The following is a 15,848-nucleotide window of genomic DNA, read 5'->3' as shown; positions in this document are numbered from 1 at the left end:
CGTTTGTTGACCATGATCCGCTTCGAGCAGGTGGTCAAGCAGTATGCCGGGGGCACGACAGCCGTCGACAACCTTTCCTTCGAGGCCCCGACCGGCCAGATCACCGTCCTGGTGGGTCCGTCCGGGTGTGGCAAGACGACGTCCCTGCGGATGATCAACCGGATGATCGAGCCGACCGGCGGGCACATCTACATCGACGACGAGGACGTCCAGACGTTCAACGCGGCCAAGCTGCGGCGCGGCATCGGCTACGTCATCCAGCACGCCGGCCTGTTCCCCAACAAGCGGGTCGTCGACAACGTCGCCACCGTGCCGCAACTGCTCGGCACGCCCAAGGCACGGGCGCGTGAGAGGGCGCGCGAAGTGCTCGAGCTCGTCGGGTTGCCGGGTGACTTCGCGGACCGGTGGCCGTCCCAGCTGTCCGGGGGCCAACAGCAGCGCGTCGGTGTCGCGAGGGCGCTCGCGGCGGACCCGCCGGTGATGCTGATGGACGAGCCGTTCAGTGCCGTCGATCCCGTGGTCCGCGAGCAGCTGCAGGACGAATTCCTCCGCCTGCAACGCGATCTGGGCAAGACGATCGTCTTCGTCACGCACGACATCGACGAGGCGCTGAAGCTCGGCGACCAGATCGCGGTGATGCGGGTGGGCGGGAAGCTCGCGCAGCTGGCCGATCCGGCATACCTGCTCGCCCACCCGATAGACGACTTCGTCGCCGACTTCATCGGCCGTGATCGCGGATACCGCGCGCTGACGTTCGCCGAGACGCCGCCGTTGCCCCTGGCGAGCGAGCCGACCGTGCCGCTGGGCACGACGCCGGAGCAGGCCCGCGCCGCGACGCAGGACGAGTGGCTGCTGGTCGTGGGCGACGACCGGCCGCTCGGCTGGGTCCAGCCGCGGGTTATCACCGCCCCGATCGAGCCGGCGATGTTGCACCGGGGCGGCACCGTCGCCAGGGCATCCGGCCCGCTGCGCTCGGCGCTCGACGCGGCGTTGTCCTCGCCGAGTCGCCGTGGAGTCATCGCCGCGGATGACGGCACGCTGCTGGGCACCGTCCGCGCGCACCAGGTGCTGCAGGCCATCGAAGCCACCGAGCGACCCGAGGTCGACGAGGCCGACATCGCACCGCAGCGGGCCGACCTGTCGCTGGACAAGTAGCACCTCGTGATCTCCTTCATCCAGGACCACTGGTCGGACATCCTCAGCCGGGGCGTCGAGCACGCCTGGCTCGCCGGTTTGCCGCTGCTGATCGGCCTGTTCCTCTCGCTGCCGCTCGGCTGGCTGGCGCGCCGGGCGTCGTGGCTTCGGGTGGTCCTTGTCGGCGGCTCGAGCCTGCTCTACACGATCCCGTCGCTCGCGCTGTTCGTGCTGATGCCGCTCATCGTCAAGACCAACATCGTCGACCCGATCAACGTCATCATCGCGATGACCATCTACACCCTGGCCCTGCTGGTGCGCACTGTCGCCGACGCGCTCGGCGCCGTGTCGGAGGAGACCACCCAAGCGGCAATTGCCATGGGATACACGCCGATTCGACGCTTCTTCGGGGTCGAGCTGCCGCTCGCCGTGCCGGTGATCTCGGCCGGTCTGCGGGTCGCGGCGGTGAGCAACGTCGCGATCGTCAGTGTCGCCGCGCTGCTCGGCATCCGCCAGCTGGGCTTCTACCTGACCGACGGCTACCAGACCACCTACTGGGCGGAGGTCTGGACCGGCGTCGTCGCCTGCCTGGTGCTGGCGCTGATCTTCGACCTCGTGATCCAGCTGATCACTCGGCTGCTGACGCCATGGCAGAGGGCGGTGTCCTGATGATCGGATCCGTATGGCGCTGGTTGACCAACGGCGCCAACTGGCAGGGCGAGACCGGCATCATCCACCGGCTGCTGGAGCACCTGCAGTATTCCGGCGAGAGTCTCCTCATCGCCGCGCTGATCGCGCTGCCGATCGGCGCGCTCATCGGTCACACCGGCAAGGGCAAGTGGATCATCGCTGTTGCCAACGCATTTCGAGCGATCCCGAGCCTCGGCCTGCTCTTCGTGGTTGCCATGTGGTTCGTGTCCCGGCTCACCGGCGACTCGGCATACCTCGTGCCCACGATCATCGTGCTGGTCATCCTCGCCATACCTCCGCTGTTGGCCGGTGCCTACAGCGGTGTCAGCGAGGTCGATCCTGCCGCGCGCGATGCGGCATACGGCATGGGCATGTCCGGCGGCCAGGTGCTGACCCGCGTCGAGGTGCCGTGCGCACTCCCACTGATCTTCTCCGGCGTCCGCAGCGCTGCGCTGCAGATCATCGCCACGGCCACGATCGCTGCGGCGATCAGCGTCGGTGGCCTCGGGCGCTATCTGATCGACGGGTTGGCGGGCAGCGACTACGCCCAGATGGCGGGCGGCGCGATTCTGGTGACCGTGCTCGCCCTCGTCGTCGACGGTGCGCTCGCCGTCATCCAGCAACTCAGCGTTCCCGGCGGGCTGCGCACGACGGACCTGTCCCGTCGCAAGCAGCGCGCCGCAACCGCGGCGGCCGAATCCGCGCATGCCGCATGAACTTCCGAAACCACAACCGAGATGAGGAACCCACCATGAAGCGCACACTCCCAGTGACCGCTCTCGGCGTCGCCGCGACGCTCGCGCTCGCTGCCTGCGGGGGAGGCAGCAGCAACCCGCTCAGCACGGGTTCCGGCTCGGCGGCCAGCGTGCCGAGCGGCAGTGCCAAGGCCGGCACCATCCACGTCGGCGCCGCGAACTTCCCCGAGTCACAGCTCATCGCCGAGATCTATGCCGCGGCTCTCAACGCCAAGGGCCTCAAGGCCACGACCGGCGACCCGATCGGCGCCCGCGAGGTCTATCTCAAGGCGTTGCAACAGGGTTCGATCGATCTCGTCCCCGAATACGCCTACTCGCTGCTCACCTTCTATGACCCGTCGGCCTCGCAGACGGCGCCCGACGCGGTGCGGGCTGCGTTGACCAAGAAGCTGCCCAAGGGCGACATCGTGCTCGACTCGGCGGCGGCCGAGGACTCCAACACGGTCACGGTCACCAAGAAGACCGCGGACAAGTGGGGCCTGAAGACGATCGCCGACCTGGCCAAGCACTCCGGCGAGGTGACGTTCGCGGCGCCCGCCGAGTTCCAGAAGCGGGAGCAGGGGCTGAAGGGCTTGAAGGAGAAGTACAACCTGGTGCCCAAGAGCTTCCGGGCGCTGCAGGGCACGGCGATCGTGCAAGCGCTGAAGAACAACCAGGCGCAGGCCGCGAACATCTTCACCACCGACCCGTCGATCAAGGCCGACGGCTTCGTGGTGCTGAAGGACCCCAAGCACGTCTTCGGAAGCGACAACGTCGTGCCGTTGATCAGCAAGGCGAAGGCGTCCTCGAAGGTGCAGACGGTCCTCAATGCCGTGCAGGCCAAGCTCACCACCGACAAGCTGGCGGCCATGGACAAGCAGGTGCAGGTTGACCACAAGGACGCGTCGAGCGTTGCCAAGCAGTTCGTCTCGAGCAACGGCCTCGGCTGAACGTTCCTGATCCGGTCGGCGCCGGTCGTTCCCCCGGGGAGCGGCCGGCGCTGTCATGTGTGGAACAAATGACTGAGTGAGCACTCACTCAGTGTGTTATCGTGCCGTCTCATGGGTGTTTCGAAGGTCACGAAGGGCAGCGGGCGTGCCGCGCCGCTGCCGCCGCAGGAACGCCGAGAAGCCCTGATCCAGGCGGCGATCGAGGTCATCCGCGAGCGTCATACCTTGCCGACCACGCGGCAGATCGCGGAGGCGGCAGGGGTCGCCGAGGGCACCATCTTCCGGGTCTTCGCCAACAAGGACGAGTTCTTCGACGCCGTCATCGACCGCACCTTCGACTCCCGTTCGCTGCATGCCGAGCTCGACAAAATCGATGGCGACACCGGGTTGGAAACCGTGATGATCGATCTCGTGCGTCTGCTGCAGGCACGGTTCCAGGAGATCTTCGACATCATGGGCGCCTTCAGTCTGGTCGGGCCGCCCGAGCGTTTCCGGGACCCGGTGCGGCAGCGGCGCCAGGAAGCGGAGGTCGGGTCGTGCGTGCTGCGGCTGCTCGACCCGTATGCCGACCAACTGCGCCTCCCGGTGCCCGAGGTCAGCAGGTTGTTGCGGCTGCTCACTTTCAGCGGCAGCCACAAGCAGATCAACGACGGCAGCGTCATGCCGCCCGAGGAGATCGTGCACGCCGTTCTCTACGGCGTCATCAGACGAGAAGACTTGGAAACACAGCAGATTCGGGGGAAATAGATGCTCTTCAAGCTGATCCGGGATCGGCTCGCGCCATACAGCGGGCTGTTGCTCGGGCTCGTGTTGTTACAGCTGGTCAACGTCGGCGCCAACCTCTACCTGCCGACGCTGAACGCCGACATCATCGACAAGGGCGTGACCAAGGGCGACACGGGTGTCATCTGGAGCACCGGCGGGGTGATGCTCGCGATCTCGCTGGTGCAGGTCGTCGGCTCGATCGGTGCGGCGTTCTTCGGAGCGCGGATCGCGATGTTCTTCGGCCGCGACACCCGCGGTGCCATCTTCCGCTCGGTGGGTCGGTTCTCCGCACGGGAGATGAACCAGTTCGGCGCACCTTCGCTGATCACCCGCAGCACCAACGACGTCCAGCAGGTGCAGACGCTGGTGCTGATGAGCTGCACGCTGATGGTCGGTGCGCCGATCATGATGGTCGGCGGCGTGATCATGGCGCTGCGGCAGGACGCCGGCCTGTCCTGGCTGGTGCTCGTCGCGGTGATCGTGCTCGGTGTGGCAGTGGGTTCCGTGGTGCGCAGGATGGTCCCCGGCTTCCGCTTGGTCCAGAAGCGCATCGACCTTGTCAATCGGGTGATGCGCGAACACCTTTCGGGCGTGCGAGTCATCCGGGCCTTCACCCGTGAACGGTATGAGGAGCGGCGCTTCGACGAAGCGACCGACAGCCTGACCGAGATCTCCACCAAGGTCGGCAGCCTGATGATGATCATGTTCCCGATGGTCATCACGGTGATGAACCTGTCGACCATCGGGGTGTGGTGGTTCGGTGCGCACCAGGTCGCCGATGGTGACGTGCAGATCGGATCGCTGTCGGCCTACATGACCTACCTGATCCAGATCCTGATGTCGGTGATGATGGCGACCTTCATGTTCATGATGATCCCGCGCGCATCCGTTGCCGCCGAGCGGATCACCGAGGTCATCCGGACCGAGCCGTCGGTCGTGCCGCCGCCGAAGCCGGTGACGCCCACGCAGGTGCGGGGAATCGTCGAGCTGGACCGCGCGACCATGCAGTACCCCGGCGCCGACGACCCCGTGCTGCGGGAGGTCAGCCTGCGTGCCGAGCCCGGGCAGACCGTGGCGATCATCGGTTCGACGGGTTCGGGCAAGTCGACCCTGCTGTCGCTCATCGCGCGGCTCTTCGACACCACCTCCGGCACGGTCCGGATCGACGGCGTCGACGTCCGTGACCTCGACCCGCAGCTCCTGTGGGGTCACATCGGCATCGTGCCGCAGAAGGCGTATCTCTTCTCCGGCACCGTGGCCAGCAACCTGCGCTACGGCAACCCCGACGCCACCGACGAGCAGCTGTGGCAGGCACTGGAAGTGGCGCAGGCGCGCGATTTCGTCGAGCGAATGGACGGCGGCCTCGAGGCGGCGGTCACGCAGGGCGGGACGAACGTGTCCGGTGGTCAGCGCCAGCGACTGTGTATCGCCCGTGCGCTGGTGGCACAACCCCGGATCTACCTCTTCGACGACTCCTTCTCGGCGCTCGACCTCGCCACCGACCGGCGATTGCGGGAGGCACTCGCTCCGCACGTGCGTGAGGCGACGGTTTTCATTGTCGCGCAGCGGGTTTCGACGATCCGGGGCGCTGACACGATCCTCGTGCTGGATGACGGCCATGTGGTCGGCGCCGGCGCACATGACGAGTTGTTGATGACCTGCGAGGAGTACCGCGAGATCGTCGCGTCCCAGGGCGGCACCGGAGAGGAGGCCGCGTGATGGCGAAGAAGACTTCCGTGCGGGAAGCGCCTCCGGCGGCTCCGGCCGGGCAGGCGGCCAAGCCGATGCGCCGACAGGGCGGTGGTCCGCACATGGGCCTCGGTATGGCGGAGAAGTCGAAGGACTTCAGTGGTTCCGCCAAGCGGCTGCTGGGGAGGCTGACCCCGCACCGGCCGACGCTGATCCTGATCCTCGTGCTGACCCTGACAGCGGTCGCGCTGAACGTCATCGGCCCGAAGGTGCTCGGCAAGGCGGTCGACACGATCTATTCGGGTGCGGTGGGTTCGCGACTGCCGCACGGGCAGACCAAGCAGCAGGTCGTGCAGGCCCTGCGCGATCGAGGGCAGGACACGTTCGCGGACATGGTGTCCGGCATGGACGTGGTGCCCGGCGTCGGCATCGACTTCGACTCATTGAGCCGGATCCTGCTGGTCGTGCTCTGCCTCTATCTGCTGGCCGGTGCCTTCCAATTCATCCAGGCGCGGCTGCTCAACCGCGTCGTGCAGGACACGATGAACACGCTCCGCAAGGACGTCGAGGCGAAGATCAACAAGGTCCCGCTCAGCTACCTGGACGGGCAGCCGCGTGGTGAGTTGCTGTCGCGTCTCACGAATGACATTGACAACATCGGCCAGTCGATGCAGCAGACGATCAGCCAGTTGCTGGTCAACGGGCTGACGGTGATCGGCGTCATCGTGATGATGTTGACGATCTCCTGGTGGCTGACCCTGGTGGCGATGATCGCCATCCCGATCGTGATGCTCGTGACCGGTCAGGTGATGAAACGCTCGCAGAAGCTCTTCATCGCCCAATGGGGTCATACCGGTGCGCTTAACGCGCAGATCGAGGAGACCTTCAGCGGGCACGAGCTGGTCAAGGTCTTCGGCCGGCAGCACGAGGTCGACGCGTCGTTCGACGGCACCAACGACCAGCTCACCACGGTGAGTTGGAAGGCGCAGTTCGTCAGCGGCCTGGTCATGCCGATCATGATGTTCGTCGGCAACCTGCAGTACGTCGTGGTCTGCGTCCTCGGCGGGCTGCAGGTCGCCAACGGTTCAATGACGCTGGGCAACGTGACGGCGTTCGTGCAGTATTCGCGGCAGTTCACCCAGCCGCTCACCCAGATGGCGTCGATGGTCAACCTCATGCAGTCCGGGGTCGCCAGCGCCGAGCGTGTCTTCGAGGTGCTCGATGCTCCCGAGCAGCGACCCGAGGAGAACGCCCCGATGGCGCCGACCCGCGGCGCGGTGGAGTTCGAGCACGTCGACTTCGGTTACACACCGGAGCAGCCGCTGATCGAGGACCTGTCACTAGCGGTCGAGCCGGGACAAACCGTCGCCATCGTCGGCCCGACCGGGGCCGGCAAGACGACGCTGGTCAACCTCATCATGCGCTTCTACGAGATCGACTCCGGCCGCATCATGATCGACGGGCAGGACATCACGACGATCAGCAGGCAGGACCTGCGCTCGCGGATCGGCATGGTGCTGCAGGACGCCTGGCTCTTCCACGGCACCATCCGGGAGAACATCGCCTACGGCCGGATGGACGCCACCGAGGACCAGATCCACGCCGCGGCGGAGGCGACGTTCGTCGACCGCTTCGTGAAGTCACTGCCGGACGGCTACGACACCGTCATCGATGAGGAGGGCTCCGGCGTGTCGGTCGGGGAGCGACAGCTGATCACCATCGCCCGGGCGTTCCTGGCCGACCCGGCCATGCTGATCCTCGACGAAGCGACCTCATCGGTGGACACGCGCACCGAGGTGTTGCTGCAGGAGGCGATGGCTGCACTGCGATCGGATCGCACGAGTTTCGTGATCGCACACCGCCTCTCGACGATTCGTGACGCCGACACGATCCTGGTCATGGAGGACGGTCACATCGTCGAACAGGGTGACCACGACGCGCTGCTGGCGGCGGAGGGTGCCTACCACCGGCTCTACATGTCGCAGTTCGAGGGCGCGATGACCGAGTCGGATCCCAACGCGCTCGACCCGGCATGACCCGCCGTGTGTTCTCCGCGCCGGGATGTCCTAGCGCGCCCATCAGGGATTGTCCCGGCGCAGTTGGAAGGTGAAGTCGGTGTCCTTGCCGTTGAGGAAGTGGTGGTTGCGGGCGTACCAGTCCGACAGTTGCCCTTCACGTCGGTCCGCACTGAGTTCACCCGCGGATCGGCCGTAGCGCGATGCGTCGTGCGCGTCGAGGATGGTGTGGAGGTGCTCGCCCTTGGGCGTCTCGCACACGACGTTCGTCCGGTTGACGGTGTCGGGATTGGGGACACCGTCGGTCCGCGGCACCGGGTCGTGGATGTTCTCGATGGATAGCACGTTGACGCTCTTGGGTATGTCGACCCTGCCGATCGGGGAGCCGGACGTGACCACCTCCGTGACGTCGAACTTCTGCCGGAAGTGCTGGTCCGCCGCGAGTCGCGCAGCGACGATGCCGCCCTGGCTGTGCCCGGTGAGCATGACCGGTTCACCGCCCGGCGTGACGCCGGCTTCCTTCATCGCTGCACCGACTGCCTTGTCGATCGCTGGGTAGAGCGACGACTTCTCGCCCGCCATGCTTGAGAGGTTGGCGGCGGTCGACGAGGGTCCGTGGTCGCTTTGCGTGGTCCAGTGCGTCGTGCCGGGGATCGACACGACCCACGCCCCCTTGCCGTCCGCGCCGACGACCCGCCGCACGTGCACCACGGAGTGGTCGCCGTTCGACTGGTGCTCGGTGTCTGCCGCTTCGCTGACGATGTCGCCGAGTTTTCGGCGGTGGCCCGCGCCGGACTTCGTGCCGGTCTGCCTGACGCTCAACGGTTTGGAGTCTTTGAACCACCCGAGCTTCCGGCCGCTGGCGAGCAACCACGCGATCTGCCCCTCATAGTCCGTGGGTGACGGTGACGCCCCGAAGACCTCGCGGATCGGGAGCTGCGCGCGGCTTTCGTACGCGACGAAAAGCTGTGTCCACACGACGGTCCCGTCGACCAGACCGGGATCGTCCTCGACGTTCTGCTGAACCTCCTTGAGGAAGTTTCCGCCCAACGCCTTCACGTAACCGGCCAGATCCCCCGCGACGGTCGGGCCCTCCTGCGGCAGTCGCGTCTCGAACAGCGCCTTCTGTGCGGCGGTCGAAACGGCGAGGGCCCAACGTTCGGGGGTCGTGTAGATGTTGATGGCGGCGAACAGCTTGCGCTGGGTCGCATCGGCCAGTTCGTAGGCCGTCGCGCTCCACCGCAGGGTCCGCGCGACGAACTCCATCCGGAGCGCGAGTGAACCGAGGTGCAACGTCAACGACGCGATCTTCGTCGTGACCTGCAGCGCCGAGCCGGGCGACATGATCGCGCTCTTCGCGGGCAGCGACATCCCGATGCCCACGACGCTCGAGCACAGGTGGGTCGCGTCGTCGCCGGAGCTGTCGAGCTTCGTGGCCGTCGTCCGCATGTCGAGGAAGTAGGCCTCGGTCGAGCCCGAGCTACCGGAGACCGTGCATTGCGGAGCAGGGTCAGTCGTCGTCATCCGAGCTCTCCTGGAGTAGGGCGGCGAAGGCGTTGACGCGTGCCTGCACCTCGATGGTGGTCATGGGCCGGAACGTCAGGTCGTCATCGGCATCGGCGCTCAACTGCCCCCAGCCGTCGGTGAACAGGTGCAGCATCGCCGCGAATCCAACGCTGCTGCCGACGAGCTGCAACGTGACGATCGCTTCGGCGCCCCACGCGAATTGCCGTACCCACCAAGGAAGTCCGGTCATCTCCAACTCTTCGAGCGCGGCATCGAGACGTTCGGGGTCGCCCTCGCGGATCACCTCCGCCAGCGCGAGCAATTCACCCGGAGCCAGCGGCGGTGTGTCGACGGCGGGTGGCGGCTCGTCCGGCGGCGTTGTGCCGGTGCTCCGCTCGAGCGTGGTGACCAGGCCGACGAGCTCCCCGCCGAGTCGTTCCGCTGGCCCCGAGATCAGTCGCACGCCGGACTCCGACGGAATGAGCAGTTCGAACGCGCCATTGCGCACCCGGGCCAGGAACGCGAGGTCCCGCGTCCGCAGGCGGGCGGCAATCGTGGCGTGCGGCCCGTCGGTCAACCTCCGGGTGATGTCCTCCAGCTCACCGGGCGCCACGGTGCGTGCGGTGAGCTCGGTGTCCACACCGGTCATCACAGCAGCGCCCCTCCGGGCACGAGGCCCTTCACCACGTCCTTCACGATGTTCTTCGCGGTGTTCTCGTGGTCCTCGACGTGTCGCGCGTGGCTGTACAGCAACCGGCTGAGCTCATCCAGGTCGTCGGCTCGAGCCCGGAAGTCAGCGGCGCGGTCGGAAAGCTTCTTGCGGTATCGCTCGGCGCCCTGGCTGTGCCACTCCACGGAACTGTTGCTGCTGACCGCGGCGGCAGCACTGCGTGCCTCGGTCGCCAGGCGCGCAGCCCGGCGGGCTTGGGTGCGGATTTCCTCTGGATCGTCGGACATGCCGATGACAGTAGGTAGTTCGGCACTCGCGCCGCTGCCGGAAGACCGCCTCCTGTGGACAACCGCGGGCGCCCGAGGGGATGTGCACAAAGTCCCCGAGATCTTCGTCCTGCCGTCGCCGCACGGGTCCGCGCTGAATCCCCCGAGTCCTCCAGTGCTCCCACAAGAACAGCTGCGTTTACTGACGTAAATGAGAGGGAAGATGGTTTCCGATCGTCAAGATGTCGTGCGGCGTCATCGACGCCAGACGAGGAGAACCGGCTGATGGAGGACGTCGTCGCTCAGCGGGCGCGTCAGGTGCAGCTGTACGGCGAGCCGCTCGGCGTGATCATCGAGAGCATCGGCACCAGCCTCGGCCTGACGCAGGGCGGGATCGCCAAGGTGCTCGGGCTGTCGGCGCCGATGCTGTCCCACCTGGTCAGTGGTCGACGGGTCAAGATCGGCAATCCGATGGCCCACACGCGGCTGCTCCAGTTGCGTGCGCTCGCCGCGGACGTGTCGGCCGGTCGCCTCACCGCCGCGCAGGCGGGGACAGTGCTGCCGCAGATCGCGGCGAGCAATGACAGCTGGACGGCCTCGCACTCGCTGTCCGGTAGCGGGGGCACGGCCGGCCCCATCTCGACCGAACCCGCGGCCGGCAACGAGACGACCACAGACCCGACCGCCGTGGTCCGGGCGATCCAGGAGCTCTTCCGGCACGTCGCGGACGCCGGTGACTGGCTCGCCGCAGCGACCGCGATCGAAGCGGAGCACCCAACCATCGCCGAGGTCCTGCGCACCTACGGTGCGTCACGCACGTCGACCGCCCAGGCGCATTGGCATCGCGTGCTCGGTGGCGGGCGGTAGCGTCAGCCCGTGGTCGAGGGAACGCCCGGTCGGATCCGAGCGGCGGTCAGTGGGCTGTCGCCGGGATACTTCGCCCTGGTGATGGCCACCGGCATCGTGTCGTCCGGCCTGCGCCTGGACGGTGCGACCTGGCTCGCCGACATCCTGCTGGTGATCGCCGGCGCTGCCTTCGTGGTGCTGCTCGTGCTCAACGTATGGCGGCTGGTGGCGTTCACCTCTCGGGCTTCGGCCGACTTCTTCGACCCGCAACGTGCCTTCGGCTACTTCACGTCGGTGGCCGCGGCCGGTGTGCTCGCCGGCGGGGTCTCGGCGCACGGGCTGATCACCGTGGCGCTGGTGCTCTTCATCCTCGGTTTCACCGCCTGGCTGCTGCTCGGGTATGCCGTGCCGTGGGCGACCATGCTCGACCGCTCACACCACCCGACGGTGCGCGGCGCGAACGGTTCGTGGTTCCTGTGGGTCGTCTCGAGCCAGTCGGTGGCGACGATGGCCGCCATACTCGAGCGGCACCTGCACGCGGCGGAGCATCTCTTCGCGATGCTGGCCGTGGTCGCCTGGTCGGTCGGCGTCTTCCTGTATGGCGCCGAGAGCATGCTGATCGCCCTGCGCGAGATGCTCTACGACGCCGACTTCGCCCCGTCCTATTGGGTCTGCATGGGCGCCGCGTCGATCACCGTCCTGGCGGGCGCCGAAATCCTGGCCTCGCCCGGCTCGACGGTCGTGACCAACGTGGAGCCGATTCTGGACGCCGCGACGGTGATGTTCTGGTCCTTCGCCTCGTGGCTGCTGCCGATGCTGATCCTCGCCTTCTGCTGGCGGCACTTCGTGCGCCGGGTGTCGCTCGCGTATGACGTCAGCCTGTGGAGCATGGTCTTCCCGCTCGGCATGTATGCCGTGGCGTCGGTGCATCTCGGGCAGGTCGAGCGGTTGCCATGGGTGGAGCACATCGGCCGCGGCGAGTTGTGGTTGTCGTTCGCGATCTGGTGCGTCGTGTTCATCGGGTTCGTTCGGCACGTCTGCCGGATGCTGAACAGACACGCAGCGCAGGATGCGAGGTCGGCGCCGGAGCACATCACGTAATGGGAACTCTTGCGCAGAATCCCGGCAGGGACGCCGACTCGGCAATAGTGTTGCGCCACAGGATCGCGGCATCCTCCCTGGACCCCGCCGCGGTCGTTGCACCTGCCGGAAGGAATTCCACGTCATGGCATTCACACGTACCCTCAGCATCACGGGCGCTATCGCCCTTGCAGCCTCGCTCGCCGCCTGCGGCTCGAGCTCGAGCGGAGGCGGCTCATCGGCCGGTTCCGGCGGTGGCGGTAAATACGGCAACTGCAAGATCACCAGCAAGGCCAACTCGATCAAGATCAAGCCGGCCGTCAAGGACACGCTGACCGTCGAGACGACGCTTCCGGCGCAGGGCTGGTGGAACGGCACGACCGCCGACTCCATCAAGGACGGCTACGAATACTGCATGGCCGCCGAGCTCGCCAACATGGCCGGCCTGAAGCACCTGAAGATCAAGGCCGTGTCGTTCGATCAACTGGTGGCCGGCCACACGGCCAGCTTCGACATCGCGCTCGCGGAGATCTCGATCACTCCGGAGCGCGCCAAGGTCGTCGACTTCTCCAAGCCCTACTTCGACTCCAACATCGGGGTGCTGACCAAGAAGGGCGCCGGCATCACCGCCGACAACATCAAGAGCAAGCGCTGCGCGGCATACTCCGGCACGACGTCGGTCGAGTTCCTGAAGACCAAGCTGAAGTGCAAGTCGCAGAAGGTCTATCCGGACAGTCAGACCCTCTACCAGGGTGTCCTGTCGGGGCAGACCGACGTTGCGTTGCTGGACACCGCGATCGTGCTGGCCGAGGCGAAGCAGACCGGAAACAAGCTGGAGGTCCCGGGCCAGTTCAAGACCGGTGAGAAGTACGGCGCGATCTACCCGAAGGGTTCGGCCAACGAGAAGGCGCTGGACAAGGGCATCACCACACTCCTGAATGACGGCACGCTCAAGACGCTGTCCAAGGACTACCTCGGACCGGCCTTCGGTGGCGACCCGTCGTCCGTGCCGGTCTGGACCGTCAAGTGACCATGCCTGACCGAAGCTGGAAGGTGCCGTAATGAGCGCACACCAACTGGTGAGGGACGACGTTCAAAAGGCGCCCGAGCCGAGCGCGCCGTCCAAGGTCACTGGTGTAGCTGTCGCTGCCCTCGTCGTCGATCTCATCGGTATCGCCCTGATGTTGTATGCCGTGAAGTTGTTGCGGGACTACAACCACGACAACGCGGCCGCCACCGTGGTCGGTGTGATTCTTGTGTTGATCTCGCTCTACCCGCTGTGGCCGACCATTCAGGGTTTCCTGGGAGCGGGCAAGCGCGCCAAGCTACTTGCCGACAAGCAACTCGTCGCCGCCCGGCGAACTGCCGCCCGTGGTCGCGAGGACGCGGCGATAGGCGTCGGCTACGGAGCCGCGGTGATCATCGTCGGCGGCGTGCTGTGGCTGGCGATGACCAGCGAGGGTGCGGTCGCCGACACCTTCCTACGAGTCGATGCCTGGCGACAGTCCTTCGATGAGTTGATCCACGCCTTCTGGATCAATATCTGGGTTGCCGTGGTCTCGTTCATCCTGGTGCTGATTTTCGGGCTGATCCTGGCGATCATGCGGATGCTGCCCGGCCGTGCCGGGGCACCACTGCGGCTCATCGCCACGGTGTACTGCGATGTTTTCCGCGCCATTCCGGCGATCGTCACAGTCCTGCTGGTCGCTTTCGGTGCGACCTTGGCCTTCAGCTTCACCCAGAACTGGAACATCGCGTGGTTGGGGGTGGTCGCGCTGACCATGACGTATTCCGCATATGTGGCGGAGGTCTACCGGGCCGGCCTGGCCTCGATTCACCCCAGCCAGGGCGCGGCCGCTCGGTCGCTCGGTCTCAGCTATTCGCAAACCCTGCGAGCGGTGCTGGTGCCGCAGGCCGTGCGCCGGATGGTGCCGCCGCTGATGAACGACTTCATCAGCCTGCAGAAGGACACCGCGTTGCTTTCGATCGCGGCCATACCGGAAGTGCTGCAGGTCGCAAAGCTCTGGGAGTCCAAGCTTTACACGCTCGCTCCGGTGACCTTGGCAGCACTCTTCTTCATCATCATCACCATCCCGCAGGCGCGTTTCGTCGATTACCTGATCAACCGGGATGCAGCGAAGCGGGCGGGTGGCTGAGGCAATGGCATTCCTGGAGATCAACGACGTCCACAAGTCATATGGTCACAACGAGGTGCTGAAAGGTGTCTCGCTCACCGTCGAGCGGCACGAGGTGGTCTGCCTGATCGGCGCCTCGGGATCCGGTAAGTCGACGTTGTTGCGTTGTGTCAACCAGCTGGAGCAGATCAACGGCGGTGAGATCCTCATCGAGGGTGACACCGTCACCGGCGCAGGCGTCGACCTCAACCGGTTGCGCCGCGATGTCGGCATCGTCTTCCAGAGCTACAACCTGTTCCCGCATATGTCGGTGCTGAAGAACATCATGCTGGCGCCGACGATGGTGGCCGGTGTGAAGGACAAGGATGCCAAGGCGAAGGCGATGACGCTGCTGGAATCGGTCGGTATGGCGGAGAAGGCGAACGCCTACCCGGACATGCTGTCGGGTGGTCAGCAGCAGCGCGTCGCGATCGTGCGTGCGCTCGCCATGGAGCCACGCATCATGCTGCTGGACGAGATCACCGCGGCGCTCGACCCCGAGCTCGTCGGTGACGTCCTGGAGATCGTGCGTGAGCTCGCGAACGACGGTCTCACCATGATGCTGGCGACCCACGAGATGGGCTTCGCCAAGGAGGTCGCCAGCAAGGTGTGCTTCCTCGAGCAGGGCTCCATCCTCGAGATGGGACCGCCGCAGCAGATCTTCGAGAATCCGCAGGAGGAGCGGACCCAGCAGTTCCTCAGCCGCGTCGTGAAGTCGGGACGCCTGTAGACCGCGCTTTACTCAACGTGCCACTCCGATTGAGCGGCAGACCAAAACATTGAGCGGCGTACGAAAAACACTGTTTTTCGTACGCCGCTCAATGCGGATGTATGCCGGTCAATCAGAGGGTGGCGGGCTACTCGGCCGCGACGGGCTCCTGCTCCTTGCCGCGGTGGACGGCTGCGAGCAGCATGTTCGCGACGTCCACGACCTCGACCTCTTCGCGGGCCTTGCCCTCGGACTGCTCTGCGGTGAGGCCGTCGGTCATCATGACCCGGCAGAACGGGCAGCCGATGGCGATCCGGTCGGCGCCGGTGGCGACGGCCTCCTGGGTTCGGTTGAGGTTGATCCGCGAACCGAGCTTCTCCTCCATCCACATGCGGGCGCCGCCGGCGCCGCAGCAGAACGACTTCTCCTTGGTGCGCTCCATCTCCGTGAGCTCGACCCCTGGCAGGGCGCCGATGAGCTCGCGGGGTGGGGAGTAGACGCCGTTGTGGCGGCCGAGGTAGCACGGGTCGTGGTAGGTCACGGTGCGGGCGGTCGAGGCGACGTCCTTGGTGGTGGACTTGCCGGGAGCCTGTGCGGGGCGGGACACCGGGACGAGCTTC

At 66.3% G+C, this 15,848-nt stretch carries 16 protein-coding genes; 12 read left to right on the top strand and 4 right to left on the bottom strand.

From position 1 onward, the window contains the following. The first annotated feature begins 12 nt into the window (after window positions 1–12). The 7 genes from VG502_RS07240 to VG502_RS07210 all read left to right on the top strand — a co-directional run bounded on the left by VG502_RS07240 (window position 13) and on the right by VG502_RS07210 (window position 7,998). The gene (locus VG502_RS07240; RefSeq protein WP_325549362.1) at window positions 13–1,155 is read left to right on the top strand and encodes an ABC transporter ATP-binding protein; all 1,143 of its coding nucleotides are present in this window, start codon (window positions 13–15) and stop codon (window positions 1,153–1,155) included. Window positions 1,156–1,164: 9 nt separating this feature from the next. Then, entirely contained in the window at window positions 1,165–1,803 is a 639-nt protein-coding gene (locus VG502_RS07235) for an ABC transporter permease (RefSeq protein WP_325549402.1), read from the top strand. Next, the gene (locus tag VG502_RS07230) at window positions 1,782–2,540 is read left to right on the top strand and encodes an ABC transporter permease (RefSeq protein WP_325549361.1); all 759 of its coding nucleotides are present in this window, start codon (window positions 1,782–1,784) and stop codon (window positions 2,538–2,540) included. Before VG502_RS07235 ends, VG502_RS07230 begins: the two co-directional genes overlap by 22 nt. A 35-nt stretch (window positions 2,541–2,575) precedes the next feature. Beyond that, entirely contained in the window at window positions 2,576–3,508 is a 933-nt protein-coding gene (locus VG502_RS07225) for an ABC transporter substrate-binding protein (protein WP_325549360.1), read from the top strand. A gap of 111 nt (window positions 3,509–3,619) precedes the next feature. Continuing rightward, window positions 3,620–4,255, top strand: a complete 636-nt coding sequence (locus tag VG502_RS07220; RefSeq protein WP_325549359.1) for a TetR/AcrR family transcriptional regulator — start codon at window positions 3,620–3,622, stop codon at window positions 4,253–4,255. Continuing rightward, the gene (locus tag VG502_RS07215; RefSeq protein ID WP_325549358.1) at window positions 4,256–5,992 is read left to right on the top strand and encodes an ABC transporter ATP-binding protein; all 1,737 of its coding nucleotides are present in this window, start codon (window positions 4,256–4,258) and stop codon (window positions 5,990–5,992) included. Next, window positions 5,992–7,998, top strand: coding sequence for an ABC transporter ATP-binding protein (locus tag VG502_RS07210; protein WP_414655714.1), 2,007 nt, complete (start codon window positions 5,992–5,994; stop codon window positions 7,996–7,998). The genes VG502_RS07215 and VG502_RS07210 overlap by 1 nt, the downstream gene beginning before the upstream one ends. A gap of 42 nt (window positions 7,999–8,040) precedes the next feature. Here VG502_RS07210 and VG502_RS07205 read toward each other — a convergent pair whose 3' ends face one another. The 3 genes from VG502_RS07205 to VG502_RS07195 are packed head-to-tail and all read right to left on the bottom strand — an operon-like array spanning window position 8,041 to window position 10,440. Continuing rightward, the gene (locus tag VG502_RS07205; protein WP_325549357.1) at window positions 8,041–9,501 is read right to left on the bottom strand and encodes a lipase family protein; all 1,461 of its coding nucleotides are present in this window, start codon (window positions 9,499–9,501) and stop codon (window positions 8,041–8,043) included. Next, complete coding sequence (locus VG502_RS07200) at window positions 9,488–10,132, bottom strand: hypothetical protein (protein WP_325549356.1); 645 nt, start codon at window positions 10,130–10,132, stop codon at window positions 9,488–9,490. The genes VG502_RS07205 and VG502_RS07200 overlap by 14 nt, the downstream gene beginning before the upstream one ends. Next, window positions 10,132–10,440, bottom strand: coding sequence for a hypothetical protein (locus tag VG502_RS07195; protein ID WP_325549355.1), 309 nt, complete (start codon window positions 10,438–10,440; stop codon window positions 10,132–10,134). Before VG502_RS07195 ends, VG502_RS07200 begins: the two co-directional genes overlap by 1 nt. A 264-nt stretch (window positions 10,441–10,704) precedes the next feature. Between VG502_RS07195 and VG502_RS07190 the strand changes: the two genes are divergently transcribed. The 5 genes from VG502_RS07190 to VG502_RS07170 all read left to right on the top strand — a co-directional run bounded on the left by VG502_RS07190 (window position 10,705) and on the right by VG502_RS07170 (window position 15,249). Then, window positions 10,705–11,286, top strand: coding sequence for a DNA-binding protein (locus VG502_RS07190; RefSeq protein ID WP_325549354.1), 582 nt, complete (start codon window positions 10,705–10,707; stop codon window positions 11,284–11,286). Window positions 11,287–11,295: 9 nt separating this feature from the next. Beyond that, on the top strand, window positions 11,296–12,366 hold the full coding sequence (locus VG502_RS07185; protein ID WP_325549353.1) for a tellurite resistance/C4-dicarboxylate transporter family protein: 1,071 nt from the start codon (window positions 11,296–11,298) through the stop codon (window positions 12,364–12,366). A gap of 124 nt (window positions 12,367–12,490) precedes the next feature. Continuing rightward, window positions 12,491–13,375 carry an ABC transporter substrate-binding protein gene (locus tag VG502_RS07180; protein ID WP_325549352.1) on the top strand — a complete coding sequence of 295 codons (885 nt, stop codon included), beginning with the start codon at window positions 12,491–12,493 and terminating at the stop codon, window positions 13,373–13,375. A 31-nt stretch (window positions 13,376–13,406) separates the two neighbouring features. Further along, window positions 13,407–14,501, top strand: coding sequence for an amino acid ABC transporter permease (locus VG502_RS07175; protein WP_325549351.1), 1,095 nt, complete (start codon window positions 13,407–13,409; stop codon window positions 14,499–14,501). After that, the gene (locus VG502_RS07170) at window positions 14,494–15,249 is read left to right on the top strand and encodes an amino acid ABC transporter ATP-binding protein (RefSeq protein ID WP_325549350.1); all 756 of its coding nucleotides are present in this window, start codon (window positions 14,494–14,496) and stop codon (window positions 15,247–15,249) included. The genes VG502_RS07175 and VG502_RS07170 overlap by 8 nt, the downstream gene beginning before the upstream one ends. Before the next feature lie 127 nt (window positions 15,250–15,376). Here VG502_RS07170 and VG502_RS07165 read toward each other — a convergent pair. Beyond that, window positions 15,377–15,848: (Fe-S)-binding protein (locus VG502_RS07165; RefSeq protein ID WP_325549349.1), on the bottom strand; the 472-nt coding region annotated here is incomplete at its 5' end.

The sequence above is a fragment of the Flexivirga sp. genome, assembly GCF_035551235.1.
Classification (GTDB): Bacteria; Actinomycetota; Actinomycetes; order Actinomycetales; family Dermatophilaceae; genus Flexivirga.
This window is presented reverse-complemented; position numbering and strand designations above follow the sequence as displayed.

Bases quoted from the DNA above. Each gene is read 5' to 3' on its own strand.
- VG502_RS07180 (WP_325549352.1), top strand. From the start codon at position 12,491: ATGGCATTCACACGTACCCTCAGCATCACGGGCGCTATCGCCCTTGCA.
- VG502_RS07225 (WP_325549360.1), top strand. From the start codon at position 2,576: ATGAAGCGCACACTCCCAGTGACCGCTCTCGGCGTCGCCGCGACGCTC.
- VG502_RS07215 (WP_325549358.1), top strand. From the start codon at position 4,256: ATGCTCTTCAAGCTGATCCGGGATCGGCTCGCGCCATACAGCGGGCTG.
- VG502_RS07190 (WP_325549354.1), top strand. From the start codon at position 10,705: ATGGAGGACGTCGTCGCTCAGCGGGCGCGTCAGGTGCAGCTGTACGGC.
- VG502_RS07195 (WP_325549355.1), bottom strand. From the start codon at position 10,440: ATGTCCGACGATCCAGAGGAAATCCGCACCCAAGCCCGCCGGGCTGCG.
- VG502_RS07230 (WP_325549361.1), top strand. From the start codon at position 1,782: ATGGCAGAGGGCGGTGTCCTGATGATCGGATCCGTATGGCGCTGGTTG.
- VG502_RS07240 (WP_325549362.1), top strand. From the start codon at position 13: ATGATCCGCTTCGAGCAGGTGGTCAAGCAGTATGCCGGGGGCACGACA.
- VG502_RS07175 (WP_325549351.1), top strand. From the start codon at position 13,407: ATGAGCGCACACCAACTGGTGAGGGACGACGTTCAAAAGGCGCCCGAG.
- VG502_RS07205 (WP_325549357.1), bottom strand. From the start codon at position 9,501: ATGACGACGACTGACCCTGCTCCGCAATGCACGGTCTCCGGTAGCTCG.
- VG502_RS07220 (WP_325549359.1), top strand. From the start codon at position 3,620: ATGGGTGTTTCGAAGGTCACGAAGGGCAGCGGGCGTGCCGCGCCGCTG.
- VG502_RS07210 (WP_414655714.1), top strand. From the start codon at position 5,992: ATGGCGAAGAAGACTTCCGTGCGGGAAGCGCCTCCGGCGGCTCCGGCC.
- VG502_RS07200 (WP_325549356.1), bottom strand. From the start codon at position 10,132: ATGACCGGTGTGGACACCGAGCTCACCGCACGCACCGTGGCGCCCGGT.